Below are 20,270 nucleotides of genomic sequence, written 5' to 3'. Positions count from 1 at the left end.
TAAAAACAAGAGTTTGAATTAAGGTTTGATTTTGCCAAATGCCATACCCATTTGGGTTGGGGACTCTGCGGATAGGTGTTTTTCCCATTCAGCTGCATCTTTACCAAACAGCACGATAGCGGTTGAGCCCAACTTGAAGCGGCCCATCTCTTCACCTTTTTTTAGTTGAATATTGGCAAGTTTCTCGTGATCCCACGTTTGCACTTGTTTGCTGAATGGCGTTACTTGGCCTGTCCAGACTGTTTCGATGCTGGCAACGATCATTGCACCTACCAATATGACAGCCATTGGACCTGCGTTGGTTTCAAAAATACAAACCGTACGCTCATTGCGAGCGAATACATTAGGGATTTGTTCAGCTGTGACCTTGTTTACAGAGAACAGCTTTCCTGGCACATGTATCGTTTTAATCAGCTTGCCATCCAGTGGCATGTGAACGCGATGATAGTCACGAGGTGATAAATACACCGTTGCAAACTTGCCGCCAAGGAATTGATTAGACAGCTCCGCATCACCACCTAGCAACTCTGTAAGGCTATAATGATGGTTTTTAGCTTGATAGAGGGTGCCGTGTTCAATGTCACCTAGTTGGCTGATGGCGCCGTCTGCTGGGCATGCAATAACGTTGTCACCTAGCGCGATCGGGCGCATTTCCGGTTTGATAGCACGAGTGAAAAAATCGTTAAAGTTACGGTAGCTGAACGGGTCTTCTTGAATGGCTTCGCTCATGTCTACTTGGTACTTTTTAACAAATTGTCCAATGAACGTGTTTTTTACCTGCTTGTTGGTGCATTCGGCGATACGACCAACAAAGCGTGATAGGGCTTTTTGTGGCGTGATGTATTGAGCAAATGCGAAAAGCTGATCTTTATTCACTGTAAGTCCTGATAATTAATTTAGTCTGCAAGCTTGATGACGCGTTTGAATGTCTCAAACTGGTCTCGGTCTAGTTGTTCTTTACCTGCCAGCCAATAGATGTAGGTGTCAGTTTCATTGGCAGGAGATGACGCTAAAAATAAATGTTGTTTGCTGCTCAATAGTGCTTCTGCACCCTCAGGCATGTCTTTCGCCATGCTGGAAAATTTTTGGTCATCAAAGTGCACGGCAACGCGTTTGCTGACCAGCTTTGAAATGATATTAGAAGGTGAATTCCAACGGATGCCCTTGAGAGTATTGATGTCGTATCCGTATTGAAGCATTGGGCTAAGTTTGTTGCTCGTATTGCTGTGTTTTAAAATCAACACTTGGTCGCTTTGATTTTTAAATATTGCGAGCAGTGCTTTCATTGCCAATGTGGCTCGCTGTTTCTTGTCGGTAACATCCGTAAGCTTAGCTTGTAGCTGTGTTAAAGGATTTGCCTTTATTTTTTTGGTGCTGGATTTTGCGGTGCCCTCAGTTCTGGTAAACAAAATTGGCGATAATAGTTGGGCGGCTAAGCTTGGTTTGATTGAATATCGCGCGTCTAGAGCTGCTTCAGCGGTAGCAAAGTGAGTCGACTGTATAGCGTCACCAAGGCGTATATGGATGATGGCGGCAATGACGCGATAGTAAAATGGTAAATTTTTACTTCCCCAACCAACTACATTGGCTTCCTGCGATACTTTTGACGCGCAGTAGGCCAAGATAAGGGGGCTATTCATGAGAATAGTAATGCGCTTGTCTTCGGCAAAGCCCGGTAGCTGATCTGGCGTGTGTGTTAGTCGAGCGATGCTTTGCAGTTCTTCGGCCGTGGGTATTTGATCAGTTAAAAAGGAATCAAGGATCACTGACGGCACTTGCCAATGTTTAAATAGTGCAACCGTAAGCTCGTCGATACGACAGCCTAAAATACTGTTTTCGGCAGCGATATTGGTTTCACCACGGCGAATTTTTTGTGTGATTTGTTCCATTTCATCATGAGCGTGAAACCACAATAGCCAGCGTACTGCGTCTCTAAAAAAAGTAACCCAGAAAATATCTTCAACATGACTGATTTTTTTTTCAATGGCCCAGCGTCGTGCCATGAAGGCGGCTTCGTAGCTTATCTGAACTTCGCGAGAAAAAGCACGATGGACGTGATTTTTGGCAATAGGTGTATAAGGCTCAAGAGATTCAAACACCTTACTAATGCCGCTCATTCCAATCATTGACGCGGCATGAATAGGACTTTTAATGTCATTGCGTTTGTAAGTGACAATCGCATTGGCCTGATTCAGGATGGCGAACGCCAACATCGGCTCAGAGGCTATGTTTTTCTGCATTCTATCAAGCGTGGCATCAGGCGTTTTAATTTGTTTCCTTAGTTTAGCTATGCTGTCAGAGCCAACTGGAAATTTCCTGTCCTGTAGATAGAGTAGCCATTCGTTTAGACCAAAGGGTGACTTATTCTTCATAGCTCGTTACATTTAAGGCTCAAGGCATTGTTAAATAGTTGTTTCGTTGCCGTTTTAATGCATGGATGTACTAATCATACTGTATATTGTCTGGTGAGCATACACTGTCAAAAAGTAGGATGTAATTATGTTCGTAATCGCTGGAACGCTGATTGTTCTTATAAGTGTTGTAACGGGGTATTTGGCATCCCATGGGGAAATGCTGGCGCTGTGGCAACCATTTGAGGTTTTGATTATTTGTGGTGCCGCCTTTGGTGCATTTATGGTTGCAAACCCGGCTTCTCTGCAAAAGAAAACCTTCAAGCTTTTGCCTCAGCTATTGCTTGGCAGTCGTCACAATCGAGTTTTTTACTCACAGTTACTGAGTTGTGCCTATAACCTCTTTCAGCGCAGTCGTCAGGAGGGGTTTCTTGCCGTAGAGCAAGATGTTGAAGCACCGTTTGAAAGCGAAATGTTTCAGCGCTTTCCTGATGTAATTCGTGATCATGAGTTGGTCGAGTTTTTTACAGACAATTATCGAGTTTTTACTATCACAGGCTTACCAGCCCATGAATTAGAAGCCATGATGGATGCGGAGCTTGAGCTTGTATCCGAAGAGTTGGTCGCGCCGGGACATGCTGTGAATCGAGTGGCTGAGGGGTTGCCTGGTTTTGGTATCGTTGCGGCGGTATTAGGCATTGTGATTACCATGGGCTCTATTGGTGGGCCTATGGAAGAAATCGGCGCGCACGTGGCTGCGGCACTTGTTGGGACATTTCTTGGTATTTTCTTTGCCTATGGTTTCGTAGGCCCTGCCTCGGCTCATCTTGAGCGTCTGGGTGAGCAAGAGTTTCAAGCTTACCTTTGCATTAAGGCCTGCTTGAGTGCGATGGCTTCAGGGCATCCTCCAGCGATTGCGGTTGAGACTGGGCGAAAAATGTTACCGACACATTTGCGCCCAAGTTTTATTGAGCTCTCTGAGTTAGTGAAGCAGTTTCGCTAGGGCGCGTTTATGAATAATTATGATCCCGTCATTCGACGTGTAAAAAAGATCAAGAAAGATGGTCATCATGGTGGTGCTTGGAAAATAGCGCTGGCCGATTTTGCTTTAGCGATGATGGCTTTTTTCTTAGTGTTGTGGATTATTAATGTATCCTCTCCCGAAGAATTGGCAGCAATCGAGGGGTATTTTAATGATCCCGCGGGCATGTCCACGGCAGGCTTTAGTAACAACCCTATTGACTTAGGTGGCAGCCCAGCAATGAGTACCGAGCGTAAACTCGATATGAACTTGCCTGACCCAGGAAGCACACCTGATCTCACTGATGAAGAATCAATGCGAACTGGGAATGACGGCGAAGAGCTGGAAAAAATGAACGCTTTGCTCATCGAGCAATTTCGAAGTCTAGACCGTGTTAATTCAAACGACCAAAATATGCGAATTGAAATCACGCCCGAGGGGGTTCGAATTACTCTAATCGATGATCCTGACAAGCCAATGTTCGAACGTGGTAGTGCACAACTTGTGCCGGACATGGAGAATACTCTCATGAGCATGGCGGCTGTTTTTAGCATGATTGAGAACCCTGTTGTTATTACTGGGCACACGGATGCTTCCGGTTTTACTGGCACTGGTTTATTTGATAACTGGGACCTGTCCAGTTTGAGAGCGAACGCTGCAAAGAAGGCGTTGGTAGAAGGTGGTTTAGAGCCTAAACGTATTGCTCAGGTGATAGGACTGGCGGACAGTGTGCCATATAATAGAGTGGATCCAGCAAGCCCTGAGAATCGCCGAATTTCAGTAACTTTGCTGACCGATGATGCTTATAAACGAATGCTAGAATCAAGCCGCCGCCGCTTTGGTGGTGAGCAGGTTGAGCTTGATCCTAACATGACCCCTGAGAATGTGTTTTAAAGCCTAGGGTTAAAACGCATCATTATCGCGAATGGACTGTCGAATACGAAGATAGCTTTCAAAGCGATGTGCTGTAATTTCGCCTTTGTCTAATGCTTCTCTAATGGCGCAACCGGGCTCTTGTTCATGAGAGCAGTCGCGAAATTTGCAGTAACCGAGGTGTGGTCGAAACTCAATAAAGCCTTCAAGCAGTTCATCTTCGCTGATGTGCCACAGTCCGAATTCACGAATTCCGGGTGAGTCTATTAAGTCGCCGCCAATCGGCATATGGAATAAACGTGCCGTTGTGGTGGTATGTGTCCCTTTTTTACGCTTCTGAGACAGTTCCCCAACACTGATTTCAATGTCTGGTAATAACGTTCCTATTAGCGACGATTTCCCCACACCTGATTGTCCAACAAAAACGCTGATGCGGTCTTTCAAAAACTCATTGAGCTCGGCCATACCTTCGTCATTTTTGATCGATGTGCGTATGACTTGATAACCTAAATCAATGTATGTCTTTAGAAGTTTTTCAAGGTCTTTAGCGTTACTTTCGTCAATCAAGTCGCTTTTGTTGAGCAAAATAACAGGTGGAATATCCACAGTTTCAGAGGCAACTAAATAGCGGTCAATCAAGTTGGCATGAGGGGCAGGCTCTGCGGCGATGACCACGACAATAAAGTCTATGTTTGCAGCAACGGGTTTTAAACGACCATGCATATCGGGTCGCTGCAATAGCGTGTCGCGATCAGAGCGCGCGACAACTACGCCGCCTTCAGTGTGCTTCGGTCGCCACACAACTTTGTCGCCTGTCACCAATTGACCGAGGTTAGCACGCATATTACAGCGTGTACTTACGCCAACATGGGGTTCTTGTGTACCTTCAACCTCCACTTGCGTGCCAAAGTGAGAGATGATGATGCCTTCGGTTTCTGGGCCAAGATCGGACGATTGTAACGTCTCTTCAGCACGGTCAGCACGCTTTTGTGTGCGTTCCATACGTTCTTTATGAATACGCTCTATGCGCCAAGATTGTTGTTTGGTCAGCTTTCGTTTTGACATTCGTATTTGTCGGTCGTTAATTTAAACGCATAGAGTATAATGGCTAGCAACTAAAATACAGGATTGAGTGCATTATGAGTTACAGCGAAGATAATCTAATCTGGATTGATTTAGAAATGACAGGCCTAGAACCTGATACAGACACCATTATTGAGATTGCTACGATTGTGACGGACAAGGATCTTAATGTACTGGGTAGAGGACCTAATTTGGCCATTCACCAAGAAAAATCGGTCATGGATGCCATGGATGAGTGGTGCACGACGCACCATGGGCAATCTGGGCTTACAGATCGAGTCTTGAGTTCTGATATTTCGATGGCGGATGCTGAATCTCAGACAATTGCATTTTTAGAGCAGTACGTCCCGGCGGGTAAATCCCCAATCTGTGGCAACAGTGTTGGTCAAGATCGTCGCTTTCTGTACCGTTATATGCCGAAACTAGAGGCCTATTTCCATTATCGTTATTTAGATGTCAGTACCATCAAAGAATTGGCTAAACGCTGGAAGCCTGAAGCGTTAGAGGGGTTTGAAAAGTCAGGTGCCCACTTAGCGTTAGACGATATTATTGAGTCCATTGAAGAGCTGAAGCATTATCGTACGACCATGTTCGGGTTGTCGTAATGTCTTGCTATGATGATATTAAGGTTCGTTCTTAATATCAGTGCTCTTGGGCTTTACGTTCAAAACATGGGAGGACGCTATCATGCCATCTTTGCTTTCATCACGCTTTCTTAGCCCTTTGTTCGACGTGGCTGCTATTCGGTCTCGTGAACAGGCCAGCTTTGCCCATGAAGGCGCTAGCTTTCCAATGATGTTGCGTGCGGGTCAGGCTCTTTATAACCATATCTTGCGGCGTCAACGCGGGGTGACTCACCTGGCGATTGTTGTCGGTGGCGGCAATAATGGCGGCGATGGATGGGTGGTGGCGGCTCTTGCTGCGCAAGATGGCTTGCAGGTTATAGTTTATGATGCAGCCAGTTCTCCTAGGAAAGGGGATGCCTTACGGGCGGAGAAAATAGCCTATGAGCTTGAAAATGTTCAAGTAAGAAGCATTGATGAGCTAGATGATGATCACGCTCCTGTGATCGTTGATGCTTTGTTGGGCATTGGTTTTAGGGCGCCGTTGTCTGCGCAATTTGAGCGAGCGATTCAGGTAATGAATGGTTTGGCTGATGCGGGCGCTTGGTTAGTTAGTGTGGATTGCCCTAGTGGTTTAGATTTGTTCACAGGTAAGGCTGAGTTGGCGGTGCAAGCCGATCTAGTGGTGACTTTTATTGGTGACAAAATAGGGCATTATTTGCAAGACGGTCCGTCTTTCTACCGCGAAATTGTGACGGAGAACTTACAGGCAGTTGACCTGTCTGAGCAGCCACAAGCCTATTTTTTGGCTGCCACAGTACTTGATGTTATGCCCCCCTGTGGGCGTAAGCCAAACTCCCATAAAGGAACTTATGGGCATGTCACAGTCATAGCTGGAGATCATGGGTATGGCGGTGCTGCCATTATGGCAAGTGAGGCGGCTGCTAAAAGTGGTGCTGGCACAGTGTGTTTATATACCCAAGAGAGACATCTGAACGCCTCTTTGGTACGTAATCCTAATGTGATGGCAGTCGCATCGCATGAAATGAATATTTCCTCAACGCTCAGAGGACAAGAGTCTGTATTGGTAATAGGGCCTGGTTTAGGGCGCTCCGAATGGTCTGAAAGTATATGGCAGCAATTTAAGGTGTTGGATGATTATCCAACCATCGTTGATGCAGATGGTTTGTATTGGTTGACTGAGCAACCAGTTGTGAGACAAAAAATGGTGGTAACGCCTCACCCTGGAGAGGCAGCCAGGCTGTTAAGCAAAAAGGTCCCAGAAATACTTCAAGATTTACCTTTGGCGGCACGTACCATCGCAGATCGTTACCAATCGGTGGTGATATTGAAAGGAGCAACAAGTGTCGTAGCGGCACCTGATGGGCGCACCATGATTGTTGGGGGGGCTTGTCCTGGCTTGGCTAAGGGCGGCTCAGGGGATGTATTAAGTGGTATGGTGGGGTCATGTTTGGCGTACTATGACGACGTTTTTGAAGCGGCAGTCATTGCGGCTGCTTGGCACAACAAAGCGGCGCAAAAATGTCAGCAGAATATAGGTATGGTGACAATGCAGCCCTATCAATTATTGGATTATCTAGAATAAAATTTCGCATGCAGACGTGTGTAGGTAAGTGAGTAACATTATGTTGTTTGAAAAAGAAGTGTTTGGTGAAGAGTCAATGGAGCTGTTTGGTGAGAACCTTTCGGCATCACTCAAAAGTGGTGGAGTGGTGTATTTAGATGGCAATCTAGGCATGGGGAAGACCACGTTGGTACGGGGGATTCTTCGAGGTTTGGGCTATATTGGTCCGGTTAAAAGTCCAACCTATACCATTGTTGAACCTTATGAGTTTGAAAATCAGGACGTCTTTCACTTTGATCTCTATCGCATCAGTAACCCTGAAGAATTAGAATACATGGGGATTCGTGATTATTTTAAAGATGGCGCTTTATGTTTAGTAGAATGGGCCGAAATGGGGGAGGGTGTTTTGCCTAAGCCTGATTTAGTGGTTTACCTAGAGTTAATACGTCACGGTAGATCAGTCTCTATTGAACCGAAAACCAGCTACGGTGTCGAAGCGGTAGCTGAAATATCGCAACGGCTTGCCAGCTAGATAATTCGAGGAGGCTTTAGCCTCCTTTTTTGTGCTCAATATATTGTCTATTTGAGATCAGAGACGGCAACCGTTATAGTGTAACCATATACTTGCTAGCTGTCTGATATGTATAAAAAATTGTTTTCTATTAATTGGCTATTGCCAGTGCTTTTATTGACAATGAGCACGCTGATGCAGGCCGCTCAAGTCAAAGATATTCGTGTCGGTCAACAACCAGGCTCAACGCGCCTTGTGTTTGAGCTTGATAGCTCTGTTGATCATCGTATGTTCCCACTTAGCAACCCTGATCGGGTTGTTTTGGACATTAATGATACCGATATTTCGCAAGACGTGGTGGCAAGTCTGTCTGCGTTGTCTTCCGACGCGCTTTTACGTGTGCGCTATGCGAAACGCGACTCTGGTATGCGCTTTGTTCTCGACCTCAATAAAAAAGTCAAAGCTAAAACGACTAAGCTGGCTGCATCGGGCGGTTATGGGCCTCGCATTTTGGTGGAATTGGATTACGGCGTGCAGAGTAGTTCTGCCCCGACGGTCGTTAAAAGTCTAGCATCCATTTCCGATGAGAAGCGCGATATTGTCGTGGTGATTGACCCGGGACATGGCGGTAAAGATCCTGGCGCATTGGGACAATACAAAGTTAGGGAAAAAGACATTGTGTTGTCGATTGGTCGAGAGTTGGCTAAACGTCTAAATGCGAAACCAGGAATTAAGGCCGTGATGACTCGCTCTACAGATGTGTATTTGCAATTGCGTGATCGTTCCCGAGTAGCTCGCGAAGCCAATGCAGATCTGATGATTTCGATTCATGCGGATGCGTTTACGAAGTCCTCGGCTCGTGGTGCGTCCGTTTGGGCGTTGTCACTGAGCGGTAAGACTTCTGAAATGGGTCGTTGGTTGGCGCAACAAGAGCAATCTGCTGACTTAGTGGGTGGGATCTCGTTAGACGATAAAGATCAACTGTTAGCCGAAGTACTGCTTGATATGTCAATGAATTCAACCATTCAGATGAGTTTAGATATTGGCAAAGAAGTGTTGGGTGAAATGCGAGGCGTTGCCAAACTGCATAAAAACTCAGTCCAGCAAGCCGGCTTTGTGGTGTTGAAATCCCCCGATATTCCTTCTATTTTGATTGAGACAGGGTTCGTATCGAACAAAACAGAAGCAAAAAATCTATCGAGTCTGACTTATCGTCGCAAACTGGCTTCTTCAATTGCCAAAGGAGTAGAGGATTTCTTTGTCTCGAACCCTCCGGATGGTACTTATATCGCTTGGCAAAAAACTCAAAAAGGTGGCTATACCTACACGGTATCAAAAGGCGATACATTGTCAGAAATTGCCAGAAAGAATGGTGTGTCTCTTGACTCTTTGCGCTCAGCCAATACCCTACGCAACGATGTAATTTGGATAGGTCAAAAGTTATCTATCCCTGCCAGTTAAACGACCTCTCGGCCAAGGAGTCTCATGACTAGAATAAATTTGCTGTCCCCTCGCTTAGCTAACCAAATAGCGGCGGGGGAGGTGGTAGAGCGCCCCGCATCGGTTGTAAAAGAATTGCTGGAAAATAGTTTAGACGCAGGCGCTACCCAGCTTGATATTGATGTTGAGCAGGGTGGCGTGCGCGGTATTAAGATTCGAGATAATGGCCGCGGTATCGTTAAAGACGATTTATCCTTAGCGCTGAGTCGCCATGCGACGAGTAAGATCATTACGCTAGATGACTTAGAGGCCGTTGCAACGCTTGGGTTTCGTGGCGAAGCCTTGGCCAGTATCAGCTCTGTTTCACGTTTACACTTAACATCTTGTGCCGAAGGCGAGCCTGAGGCTTGGCGTGTCGAAGCGGAAGGTAAGGATATGGCGACGTCTGTTCGACCTGCGTCACATCCTCAAGGTACGACGATCGAGGCGCGCGATCTGTTTTTTAATACGCCAGCGCGACGTAAATTTCTGCGAACAGAGAAAACAGAATTCAATCATTTAGAAGAAGTTGTAAAACGGTTGGCGCTCAGTCGCTACGACGTAGGTTTTCGCTTAAGTCATAACGGTAAGCAAGTGTATGATCTTCGTCCGGTCCAAGATCAGCTGCATGCGGAGCATCGCTTAGCAAACTTGTTGGGTAAAAAGTTCATTGAGAATGCGCTGACCATTGATGTTGAGGCGGCAGGGTTGCGTTTGTGGGGGTGGATTGGGTTACCAACTTTTTCTCGATCGCAGGCAGATTTGCAGTATTTCTTTGTGAACGGCCGTGTTGTGCGTGACAAGTTGGTTGCTCATGCGGTGCGTCAGGCTTATCGCGATGTATTGTATAACGGTCGCCATCCTACCTTTGTTCTGTATCTTGAGTTGGATCCTGGTACGGTTGATGTAAATGTCCACCCAACTAAACATGAAGTACGTTTTCGTGATGGGCGATTGGTGCATGACTTCTTGTTCAGCCGTATTCATAAAGTATTGGCAGATGTTCGGCCAGAGTCGGGGATGCAGGGGGCTGCTGAAAACCCAATCCAGCAGCAAGAACCACAAATTAAAGATCAAGCGAATTTAGGCTTAGGGCACCCTTCGGCGGCTCGAGATGCCTCTTGGATGAGCTCGGGTCAAAATAGTGGGCACACACCGAACTCTTACACACCAAAGTATGTGCCTACAACAGGTCAAGTGACTGGGCAACTCAGTGCGGTGTCTAAGATGAACGACTTTGCTCGTCAGTTTGAGGGCGAGCATATTAACCCTGAAACAGGTGAAATTACGCCTGTTGTCACTCAAACACCCCCTTTAAAAAGTACAAACGATTCCAGTTTGAGTGTCTCTGCGGGCACAGGACGAGTGCGAGAGCCTATGCCAAGTCATGCAATGACACCCCCGCTAGGTTACGCGGTGGCGCAAATACATGGTGTGTATATCCTCTCGGAAACGGAAACCGGCATGATCATCGTTGATATGCATGCGGCACATGAGCGTATTGTTTATGAGCGAATGAAAGCAGCATTTTATGCTAAAAGTGTCGCGTCACAGCCGCTTTTGGTGCCTATTAATGTGTCTCTATCGCAAGCAGAAGCGGATTTAGTGGAAGACAGTCATGATGTGTTTGCGCAGTTTGGTTTCAAAATCGAGCGTTCTGGCCCTGAAAGTGTCATGGTGCGCGAAGTGCCGATCATATTAATTGACGGTGATATTGAAGGCTTGGTTCGAGATGTTATCAGTGATTTGATGGTCAACGGAACCAGTGACTTATTGCAAGCGCGCGCTAATGAATTGATGGCGACGATGTCCTGTCACGGTGCTGTTCGAGCGAACCGAAAGTTGACCATTGCTGAAATGAACAGTTTGCTTCGTGATATGGAAATTACTGAGCGCAGTGGGCAATGTAACCATGGACGACCAACTTGGACTCAGTTATCCATGTCTGATTTAGATAAATTATTTTTACGGGGCCGCTAAAACATGTCTAAACCTAAAGTCGTTTGCTTAATGGGGCCAACTGCCTCGGGTAAAACAGGGCTTGCTGTTGAGCTTGCCAGTCAGCACGGCTATGACATTATCAGTGTTGATTCCGCCCTAGTATACAAAGGTATGGATATTGGTACTGCTAAGCCGGATGCAGAGACGTTAGCCAAAGCACCTCACCGTTTAATCGATATTATTGAACCAACTGAAAGTTATTCTGCGGCTGATTTCTTATCTGATGTGCAGCGTGAAGTGGAAGATATTGTGGCGCAGGGTAAAACACCGCTTTTGGTGGGTGGTACCATGATGTATTTTAATGCGTTGCAGAAAGGATTGGCGCCAATGCCATCAGCCGATCCGGCAATTCGTGCTGAATTCGATCAGCATGCTGCAAAATTTGGTTTGGCGAGTTTGCATGAGCAGCTTAAAGAAATTGACCCAGTGGCGGCGGCTAGAATCAATCCCAACGACTCGCAACGTTTGCAGCGTGCATTAGAGGTGTACCGCTTAACGGGCAAAACTATGACTCAGTTGTGGGCGGAGCAAGAAGCGCAGGAACTGCCGTTTGAGTTGGTTAATATTGCTGTGATGCCACAAGAGCGCTCAGTGCTTCATCAGCGAATAGAGCAGCGTTTCCATATTATGATGGAGCAGGGCTTCTTAGCCGAGGTTGAAGGGCTGCATCGGCGCGGAGACTTAACGATAGAAATGCCATCGGTTCGCTGTGTCGGATACCGTCAGTTGTGGCAGTATTTGGAAGGGGAGGATACGCTTGATGAGGCTGTATTTAAGGGTGTTGTTGCGACGAGGCAATTAGCAAAACGTCAGCATACTTGGTTACGTGGCTGGGATGATTTAGTGATTTTTGATAGCTTACATAAAGATCTTTTAGGACAAACCTTGAAATACTTGGAAAGCGAGATTATATAAGGGGAAATCAGAAAAGTTTTGGTGTACTATCTATAGTATTGTTTTGCCAATATTTTAATTATAAGTTTGCTTGCTTAAGGAGAATCCGATGTCAAAAGGGCAGTCATTACAAGACCCTTACTTAAACGTACTTCGCAAAGAAAGAGTACCTGTATCTATCTTTCTTGTGAATGGTATTAAGCTTCAAGGACAAATCGAGTCATTTGATCAGTTTGTGATTTTGTTGAAAAACACCGTTAGTCAAATGGTATACAAACACGCAATCTCGACTGTTGTTCCATCACGCACTATTCGTCTACCGTCTCCTGATCAGGCGGAAGATGCTACAGAATAAGTTTGTTCTTACTAGAACAAACAGAGGTTATATAACTTGTTTTTCGAACGCCCTGAAAGTGGTGAAATTGCTGTCCTGGTTCATATCGATTTTCACGATTCCGACGATAATCATGGGCCAGAAGAGTTCGTAGAACTCGCTCTCTCTGCTGGTGCTGATCCTGTTGCGGTTGTAACAGGATCTCGTCAAAGACCTGATTCTAGGTTCTTTGTCGGCACCGGCAAATTGGATGAAATCAAAGACATTGTGATCCGAGAAGAAGCCCAAGTGGTACTTTTCGACCATGCCTTATCCCCCTCACAAGAACGTAATCTTGAAAGTGTCTTGAATTGCCGAGTGCTTGATCGCACAGGCTTGATTCTAGATATTTTTGCGCAACGTGCTCGTACGCATGAAGGTAAGTTGCAAGTCGAGCTTGCCCAGTTGCAGCATATGTCGACTCGATTGATTCGAGGTTGGACACACCTTGAGCGCCAAAAAGGTGGTATCGGGATGCGCGGTCCAGGTGAAACGCAGCTTGAGACTGACCGTCGATTACTTCGTGAGCGCATTAAGTCCATCCAAAAACGTCTTGCTAAAGTAAACTCTCAGCGAGACCAAAGCCGTCGTGCTCGTTCACGGTCAGATGTGCCTACGGTTTCGCTTGTAGGTTACACCAACGCTGGCAAGTCGACCCTGTTTAACCGTGCGACTGGTGCTGATGTTTATGCGGCTGACCAGCTATTTGCGACATTGGATCCGACGTTGCGACGTCTTGATCTTGAGCAAGTGGGTACGATCGTGTTGGCGGATACGGTAGGTTTCATTCGCAAATTGCCGCACCGATTAGTGAAGGCATTCCAAGCGACATTGAAAGAATCGGCAGAGTCTGACCTTTTACTGCATGTCGTGGATGCTGCTGATGTTAACCGTGATGAAAATATTGCTGATGTCGATATTGTTCTAGAAGAAATTGGTGCGAATGAGCTACCAATTCTGAAAGTGTTTAATAAGATCGATGCGATGCCGACCGGTGAACCTCGAATTGATCGTGATGAGCACGGGAACCCTGTGCGAGTTTGGGTGTCTGCTCGTGATGGGGTAGGTATTGATTTACTTGAGCAAGCGATTGCTGAACTATTATCTGAAGACGTTGTTAAAGAAACCATCATCGTTCCTGTTGAGCAAGGTCGATTTAGGGCGATGTTGTTTGAGCAGGGTGGTGTTAAAAACGAAACTTACAACGAATTAGGGCAATCTGTGCTTGAATTGTGCTTGCCTCGCAAGGATTTTCTACAAATACTTGCTAGAGTGGGTATGTCTGAAGAACAAGTTCAGGCAGCCTAATCACCGGATTATCATTACAAGAAAGTGGAGATGTAGTATGGCCTGGAATGAACCGGGTAATAACGACAACGACCCATGGAACACGGATAAAAACCGTAACAGCAATGGGGGTCGCGATAAAGAGCCTGATAAAGAGCCAAATAACGACCCTTGGGGTCGTCAAGGTCAGAATAACGGTGGTAAAGATCAGTCACCACCAGACCTTGATGAGGCGTTTAATAAGCTAATGGGTATGCTGGGCGTTAATAAAAAACGCAATGGCGGCTCAGGATCTAATGGCGGCCCAGGAATGGGTGGCAAATTAGGTGGCGGCTTGGTAGGTATTGTGGTTGTTGGTTTGTTTGCCTTGTGGGCGGCAACAGGCATCTATCAGGTTGACCAGCAAGAGCGTGGTGTTGTTCTTCGTTTAGGTAAATTTCATGAAACGGTTATGCCGGGTCTGCACTGGAATCCACCACTGATTGACTCTGTGACACGTGTCAACGTAACGAAAGTTCGTTCGCACGATCACAAAGCGTTGATGTTGACGGTGGATGAGGCGATTGTTGAGGTGGGCGTATCCGTTCAGTACTCAATCGATAATCCACGTGACTTCGTTCTAAATGTTCGTGCACCAGAGGATTCTCTAGCGCAAGCGGTTGAGAGTTCATTGCGTCACGTCGTTGGTACCACTGAAATGGACCAGATTTTGACCGAGGGTCGTGAGGTGTTAGCGGCAGAAGTGAAAGAGCGACTTCAGTCCTACATTAATAATTACGGCACAGGTTTGTTGATTTCTAAAGTAAACGTTGAAAATACGCAAGCTCCGAACCAAGTTCAGGCGGCGTTTGATGACGTAATCAAAGCCAAAGAGGATGAGCAGCGTGTTCGTAACGAGGCAGAATCATACGCAAACGGAATCATTCCGGAAGCGCGTGGTCGGGCTCAGCGTATTCGCGAAGAAGCTGAAGCTTATCGTTCTGAGATCGTTGCGCGTGCACAAGGTCAGGCGGATCGTTTTGATCGTCTATACCAAGAGTATGCAAAAGCGCCAGAAGTTACTCGTCAGCGTCTATACCTAGAGACGATTGAAACGATTTACAAAGGGGCAAACAAGGTTGTTGTTGACTCGAAAAATGGTAACAACATGATGTACTTGCCGCTGGATCAGATTATGAAGCAGCGTGCGTCATCGTCTGATGCAGCTAGAAACGATTCATCTTCTATCAGCTCACTAACCGATCAGGTGATTGCTGAGATCCGTAATCGTCAAAGTTCAAGTCCGGTGCGTGAGGGGAGAAACTAATGAAAAACCTATCTTTTGCGATTTTATTTATCGTATTGGCAGCGGTTTTAGTTGCTTCTCAGACTCTTTACGTGGTTAAGGAAACTGAGCGTGCGGTGGTTCTTAAGTTTGGTGAAATTGTTCAGGCGGATGTTCAGCCGGGTATTCACTTCAAATTGCCAATTATGAACGATGTGAAGAAATTCGATGCGCGTATTTTGACGATGGATTCACGTCCTCAGCGTTATCTAACGCTTGAGAAAAAAGCGGTTATTGTTGATTCCTACGTTAAATGGAAGATTGCCGATGTAGCGCGTTTCTATCAGGCGACGTCTGGTGATGAGTTTGTCGCGAATCGAGTGCTGTCTTCTCGTGTTGATACCGGTCTACGTAACCAGTTTGGTGAACGTACGATGCATGAAGTGGTGTCGGGCGAGCGTGAAGAGCTGATGACTGAGCTGCGTGATCGTATTGATGGTGTTGCTCAAAGTGAGTTGGGTATTACGATTGTTGATATTCGTGTGAAGCGAATTGATCTGCCGCCAGATGTAAGTGAGTCTGTTTACCAGCGTATGCGTACTGAGCGTGAGCGTGAGGCTCGTGAGCACCGTTCTAAAGGCCTAGAGCTTGCGGAAGGTATTCGTGCCGATGCAGATCGTCAGCGAGTAGTGCTTGAAGCAGAAGCGCAACGTGATGCGGAAATGATTCGTGGTGACGGTGATGCACAAGCAGCTTCTGTTTACGCTGAAGCTTACCAGCAAGATCCTGAATTCTACGATTTCTACCGTAGTCTACAAGCTTACCGCGCAAGTTTCGAAAACAGCGGTGATGTGTTCATTTTGGATCCTGAAAGCGATTTCTTTAAGTACTTTAAAGAAACGAAATAAAGAACTGATTTTTGGCTGACTTGCAGGCTCTTATGCCTGTAAGTCAGCCATAAAATCATGATAGAATCTGCGAAACCGGGTAAAGCCCGGTTTTTTAATGGTCAAAATATAGAGAGTCTATGCAGGAATTGTTGCATTCGCTTCTAGTTGGTTTCAGCTTGTTACTGATTGCCGAAGGGGTTTTACCATTTTTGAAGCCAAATTTGTGGCGTGAAATAATGGTAAGAGCGATCGCAAGTTCAGATAAAAACTTGCGGGTGCTTGGGGCGGTGAGTATGTTTCTTGGATTAACGCTCCTATTACTGACCCGAAGCTAAGAGGATACAGTTTAATGACACTAGCAGATCGCTGGTTGCTACCAGATGGTGTTGACGAGGCCTTGCCTAAACAGGCGGCTAAGATTGAACACCTTAGAAGAACACTGCTTAATCTCCACGAAAGTTGGGGTTATCAATTGGTCATCCCCCCTCTAATCGAGTACCTAGATTCTTTGTTAATCGGTGCTGGCTCGGATCTAGAGATCGAAACCTTTAAAGTCATTGATCAGTTATCTGGTCGATTAATGGGTATTCGTGCTGACTTTACATCGCAAGTGGCTCGTATTGATGCTCATTGTCTAAAAAATGACGGTGTTGAGCGTCTAAGCTATTGCGGCAGCGTATTGCGTACGACTCCGGCAGGTCTTGATGGAACGCGAAGTCCTATTCAATTAGGTGCTGAGTTATATGGCCACAGTGGTATTGAAAGTGATTTAGAGATTCTGTCTCTTATGCTGGATACCTTGACTCAAGCTGGCTTAACGAAACTGGTATTAGACGTTGGTCATATTGATGTTGTCCGCGGAGTCATGGCAGCATCAGGCCTGACAAAAGAGCAAGAAACTAAATTAGCTGCTTTCTACAAAGCTAAAGGGCTACCTGAACTTGAAGCGTTTCTTGCCGTGACCGATATCGATGCCAAAGCGAAAGTATGGTTGGCTGAATTGCCTCGATTATGTGGTGGTGTTGATGCACTGGATCGTGCTGAAGCCGTGTTATCAGGTGTGAGCGATTCGGTTTCAAATGCGTTAGCGCAAATTCGTGCTGTCGCGAACGTTGTCTCCGCTCGATTTGGTGCAGTTGGCCTTCATTTTGACTTATCAGATATGGAGTCATACAGCTACCATACCGGTCTTGTTTTTGCTGCGTATGTTCCAGGACATGGTAATGCCGTGGCTCGTGGCGGGCGCTACAACTTTATCGGGGAAGTGTTTGGTCGTTCGCGTCCAGCAACCGGTTTTAGTACTGACGTAAAAACGTTGGTTGCTTTGGCAGAAGTGGTTGTGACTGAGCGCTCGAGCGTTCTTGCGCCATCTGAGCACAATGAGTCGCTTTGGCAAAAGATCAAAACACTGCGTGCGGAAGGCTACCGCGTTATTCAGCAGCTTGATCAAGATAGCAATACATCAGATTTTGATTTCCAGTTAGTGGCACAAGGCGACGACTGGGAACTAGTTTCAGTTAAATAATGAATTTCGGTTTAGAAATCTTAAGCGAGACCACAAAAATGGGTAAGAACGTTGTTATTCTGGGCACTCAATGGGGTGACGAAGGTAAAGGTAAGGTTGTAGACCTACTAACAGAAGACGTCGCTGCGGTTGTACGTTTTCAAGGTGGCCATAATGCTGGTCACACATTGGTAATCGATGGTAAGAAGACAGTCTTGCATTTGATCCCATCTGGCATCCTTCGCGATGGTGTTCAATGTATCATCGGCAATGGTGTGGTGTTGTCTCCTGCCGCGTTATTAAAAGAAGTTGAAGAACTACAAGAGCAGGGCGTACCTGCTGTTGAGCGCCTTAAGATTAGCCCTGCTTGTCCTTTGATCCTGCCATACCATATTGCTATGGACCAGGCGCGTGAAGTAGCGAAAGGCGACAAGAAAATTGGTACAACAGGCCGTGGTATCGGGCCTGCTTATGAAGACAAAGTCGCTCGTCGTGCTATTCGTGTGGCTGATATTCTTGATAAAGAGCGTTTTGCAGAGAAACTGAAAGAAGTTTTGGCTTTCTATAACTTTATGTTGGAAAACTTCTACAAAGTCGAGCCTGTATCTTTTGACGAAGTGTATGAAGAAGGTCTGAAAATGGCTGAATTCTTGCGTCCAATGGTTACCGATACGATTAGCTTGTTGCACGACTTGCGTAAAGCCGGTGCGAACATCATGTTCGAAGGTGCTCAAGGCTCTTTGCTAGATGTTGACCATGGTACTTACCCATACGTAACGTCTTCAAATACCACAGCAGGTGGTGCTCCATCTGGTACGGGCTTCGGTCCTTTGTACTTAGATTACGTGCTAGGCATTACCAAAGCGTACACTACGCGTGTTGGTGAGGGTCCTTTCCCGACCGAGCTAAATTGTGAAAACGGTCAGCGTTTAGGTGAGCGTGGTCACGAGTTCGGTGCTACAACAGGTCGTCAGCGTCGTTGTGGTTGGTTTGATGCAATGGTTCTTCGTCATGCTGTTCAGATCAACTCTATCTCAGGTATCTGTCTAACGAAGCTTGATGTACTGGATGGTTTTGAAACGATTCAAGTATGTGTTGGCTATCAAGATGCTGATGGTAATGCTGTATCAGGTTCATTAGTAGACAGTGAAAGCTACTACAAAGCGATTCCGGTATACGAAGAGCTTCCTGGTTGGACCGAGTCAACGGTTGGTGCGCCAAGCTTTGACGCACTTCCTGCAAATGCACAGGCTTACATTAAGTTCATCGAAGAGAAGATTGGTGTGCCAGTAGATATTATTTCTACAGGTCCTGACCGTAATGAAACAATCGTTGTACGCGACCCATTTAAATCGTAATGCTCGCCTATTAAAGATTAAAAAAGCCGAGGCAGTCATACTGCCTCGGCTTTTTTGTATTTGTGATCTAGGGTAAAAGGTTAAGCGCTTTTTTTAAGTACGGATTTAGAAAAAATCGATGTCGCCGTGAGTAACGTTGTTTTGTTTCGCTAGGCCTGCCTCAACAATTTCATCGTAGAAGGTTATTCGATTCCGACCATTTTGCTTGCTGTAATAGAGTGCTTGATCAGCATGGTCCATTAAAGTGATATGGAAGGTATCATTAAGAAATTCACAGATGCCAGCACTGATTGTAATGGGTTCTAGGTCATGCATCACAATTTCTTGGACGCTTGTTCTAAATTGATCGACTAAATCCGCACATTGCTGTCTGGTTAGGTTGCGCATCAGTACAACGAACTCTTCTCCGCCAAAACGAAATAGCATGTCATCTTGACGGAATATTTGGCGTAAAACTCTAGACACATGGATCAAGACTTCATCACCATACAAATGCCCAGCCTTATCGTTGATGGCCTTGAAGTGATCTAGATCGATAATGGCAATCCAGTTGGTGTGGCTATCAGTAAGTTCGGAAAACGCACTGCCCTGATACAGTTTTATAATGGATTCTTCGAATGTTTTTCGGTTCATTAAGCCCGTCAACTCGTCAGTTTGGGCATCGGCTAATAATGAACTGAAGTTACTGTAAATACTGAGCATGCCCTTAATAATGTAGCTTTCAGACCGGCTAGGTTTGTTATCCAGCGTGATAATAAGATATTGGTTTAGTTGGCGGCTTTGTTGTAATACGTGAAACGACGTGTATTGATCGTCATGAGCCTTCATGAGTTCATCTAAGTGCCACGTATTAATATAATCCAGGGATGCACGTGTACTGTCTGATACCTTGATGTCTTGGTATCGATATTCGCAAGATTCCCCATTGCTGAGTGAAATTTCCATGGTTGGCTCATCGTGGCCATTTAAAGTCAAAATGGAAATCCGAATTGGGTTTAAAATATCGCGAATACTTTTTAGTAGACTAAAAGCAAGCAGTTCCTTATCGCGTTGTGCAGTGAAGTTTTCAATGTGATGAAGGATGTTGTTGGAAATGCTCAAGCCTAATATCCTCTAGGTGATGCTGCTTTTATTTTGATATACGTTAACTGTGACTGAGAATGATTATAAACCTATTAATTAAGGGGTTACAGGCCTAATTCAAGCAAGAAAAGTGTCTTATGATTCTGCTCA

At 45.8% G+C, this 20,270-nt stretch carries 19 protein-coding genes; 15 read left to right on the top strand and 4 right to left on the bottom strand.

What is annotated here, in order from left to right; translation table 11 throughout:
- Positions 1 to 18 precede the first annotated feature (18 nt).
- Both asd and AYW76_RS00335 read right to left on the bottom strand, forming a co-directional pair.
- Positions 19 to 876 (bottom strand): archaetidylserine decarboxylase, encoded by an 858-nt coding sequence (asd, locus tag AYW76_RS00340; protein ID WP_067214473.1) that lies wholly within the window; start codon positions 874 to 876, stop codon positions 19 to 21.
- Between the two features lie 20 nt (positions 877 to 896).
- Positions 897 to 2,372 (bottom strand): HDOD domain-containing protein, encoded by a 1,476-nt coding sequence (locus AYW76_RS00335; RefSeq protein WP_067214471.1) that lies wholly within the window; start codon positions 2,370 to 2,372, stop codon positions 897 to 899.
- Between the two features lie 127 nt (positions 2,373 to 2,499).
- Between AYW76_RS00335 and motA the strand changes: the two genes are divergently transcribed.
- Positions 2,500 to 3,354: a flagellar motor stator protein MotA gene (gene motA, locus AYW76_RS00330; protein ID WP_067214469.1), complete on the top strand. Its 855-nt coding sequence runs from the start codon at positions 2,500 to 2,502 to the stop codon at positions 3,352 to 3,354.
- 9 nt (positions 3,355 to 3,363) lie between these two features.
- A complete protein-coding gene (locus tag AYW76_RS00325; RefSeq protein ID WP_067214467.1) occupies positions 3,364 to 4,266 on the top strand; it encodes a flagellar motor protein MotB in 903 nt (300 codons plus the stop codon).
- Between the two features lie 9 nt (positions 4,267 to 4,275).
- Here the strand turns inward: AYW76_RS00325 and rsgA are convergent, their stop codons facing one another.
- A complete protein-coding gene (gene rsgA / locus AYW76_RS00320; RefSeq protein ID WP_067214465.1) occupies positions 4,276 to 5,310 on the bottom strand; it encodes a small ribosomal subunit biogenesis GTPase RsgA in 1,035 nt (344 codons plus the stop codon).
- Positions 5,311 to 5,384: 74 nt separating this feature from the next.
- Here rsgA and orn point away from each other — a divergent pair, with 74 nt between their 5' ends.
- The 13 genes from orn (at position 5,385) to AYW76_RS00255 (ending at position 19,037) form a co-directional block, all read left to right on the top strand.
- The gene (orn, locus tag AYW76_RS00315; protein WP_067036898.1) at positions 5,385 to 5,933 is read left to right on the top strand and encodes an oligoribonuclease; all 549 of its coding nucleotides are present in this window, start codon (positions 5,385 to 5,387) and stop codon (positions 5,931 to 5,933) included.
- Between the two features lie 82 nt (positions 5,934 to 6,015).
- Positions 6,016 to 7,497, top strand: a complete 1,482-nt coding sequence (locus AYW76_RS00310) for a bifunctional ADP-dependent NAD(P)H-hydrate dehydratase/NAD(P)H-hydrate epimerase (RefSeq protein WP_067214463.1) — start codon at positions 6,016 to 6,018, stop codon at positions 7,495 to 7,497.
- A gap of 40 nt (positions 7,498 to 7,537) precedes the next feature.
- Positions 7,538 to 8,008, top strand: a complete 471-nt coding sequence (tsaE, locus tag AYW76_RS00305) for a tRNA (adenosine(37)-N6)-threonylcarbamoyltransferase complex ATPase subunit type 1 TsaE (RefSeq protein WP_082866031.1) — start codon at positions 7,538 to 7,540, stop codon at positions 8,006 to 8,008.
- 108 nt (positions 8,009 to 8,116) lie between these two features.
- Complete coding sequence (locus AYW76_RS00300; protein ID WP_067214459.1) at positions 8,117 to 9,448, top strand: N-acetylmuramoyl-L-alanine amidase; 1,332 nt, start codon at positions 8,117 to 8,119, stop codon at positions 9,446 to 9,448.
- Between the two features lie 24 nt (positions 9,449 to 9,472).
- Positions 9,473 to 11,446, top strand: a complete 1,974-nt coding sequence (gene mutL / locus AYW76_RS00295) for a DNA mismatch repair endonuclease MutL (RefSeq protein WP_067214456.1) — start codon at positions 9,473 to 9,475, stop codon at positions 11,444 to 11,446.
- A gap of 3 nt (positions 11,447 to 11,449) precedes the next feature.
- Entirely contained in the window at positions 11,450 to 12,382 is a 933-nt protein-coding gene (gene miaA / locus AYW76_RS00290; RefSeq protein ID WP_067214455.1) for a tRNA (adenosine(37)-N6)-dimethylallyltransferase MiaA, read from the top strand.
- Between the two features lie 88 nt (positions 12,383 to 12,470).
- On the top strand, positions 12,471 to 12,716 hold the full coding sequence (hfq, locus tag AYW76_RS00285) for an RNA chaperone Hfq (RefSeq protein ID WP_067036910.1): 246 nt from the start codon (positions 12,471 to 12,473) through the stop codon (positions 12,714 to 12,716).
- 36 nt (positions 12,717 to 12,752) lie between these two features.
- A complete protein-coding gene (gene hflX / locus AYW76_RS00280) occupies positions 12,753 to 14,042 on the top strand; it encodes a ribosome rescue GTPase HflX (RefSeq protein WP_067214453.1) in 1,290 nt (429 codons plus the stop codon).
- Between the two features lie 37 nt (positions 14,043 to 14,079).
- Positions 14,080 to 15,327 (top strand): FtsH protease activity modulator HflK, encoded by a 1,248-nt coding sequence (gene hflK, locus AYW76_RS00275; protein WP_067214451.1) that lies wholly within the window; start codon positions 14,080 to 14,082, stop codon positions 15,325 to 15,327.
- A complete protein-coding gene (hflC, locus tag AYW76_RS00270; RefSeq protein WP_067036916.1) occupies positions 15,327 to 16,193 on the top strand; it encodes a protease modulator HflC in 867 nt (288 codons plus the stop codon). The genes hflK and hflC overlap by 1 nt, the downstream gene beginning before the upstream one ends.
- A gap of 119 nt (positions 16,194 to 16,312) precedes the next feature.
- A complete protein-coding gene (locus tag AYW76_RS00265; protein WP_067036918.1) occupies positions 16,313 to 16,510 on the top strand; it encodes a DUF2065 domain-containing protein in 198 nt (65 codons plus the stop codon).
- Positions 16,511 to 16,524: 14 nt separating this feature from the next.
- On the top strand, positions 16,525 to 17,700 hold the full coding sequence (locus AYW76_RS00260; protein ID WP_067214449.1) for an ATP phosphoribosyltransferase regulatory subunit: 1,176 nt from the start codon (positions 16,525 to 16,527) through the stop codon (positions 17,698 to 17,700).
- A gap of 38 nt (positions 17,701 to 17,738) precedes the next feature.
- Positions 17,739 to 19,037 (top strand): adenylosuccinate synthase, encoded by a 1,299-nt coding sequence (locus AYW76_RS00255; RefSeq protein WP_067215122.1) that lies wholly within the window; start codon positions 17,739 to 17,741, stop codon positions 19,035 to 19,037.
- Between the two features lie 105 nt (positions 19,038 to 19,142).
- Here AYW76_RS00255 and AYW76_RS00250 read toward each other — a convergent pair whose 3' ends face one another.
- Positions 19,143 to 20,138: a GGDEF domain-containing protein gene (locus AYW76_RS00250; RefSeq protein WP_067214447.1), complete on the bottom strand. Its 996-nt coding sequence runs from the start codon at positions 20,136 to 20,138 to the stop codon at positions 19,143 to 19,145.
- Between the last annotated feature and the right edge of the window lie 132 nt (positions 20,139 to 20,270).

The sequence above is a fragment of the Marinomonas gallaica genome (assembly GCF_001639745.1).
GTDB lineage: Bacteria > Pseudomonadota > Gammaproteobacteria > Pseudomonadales > Marinomonadaceae > Marinomonas > Marinomonas gallaica.
The sequence above is the reverse complement of the archived record's forward strand: the minus strand, read 5'-3'. Positions and strand labels throughout refer to the sequence as shown.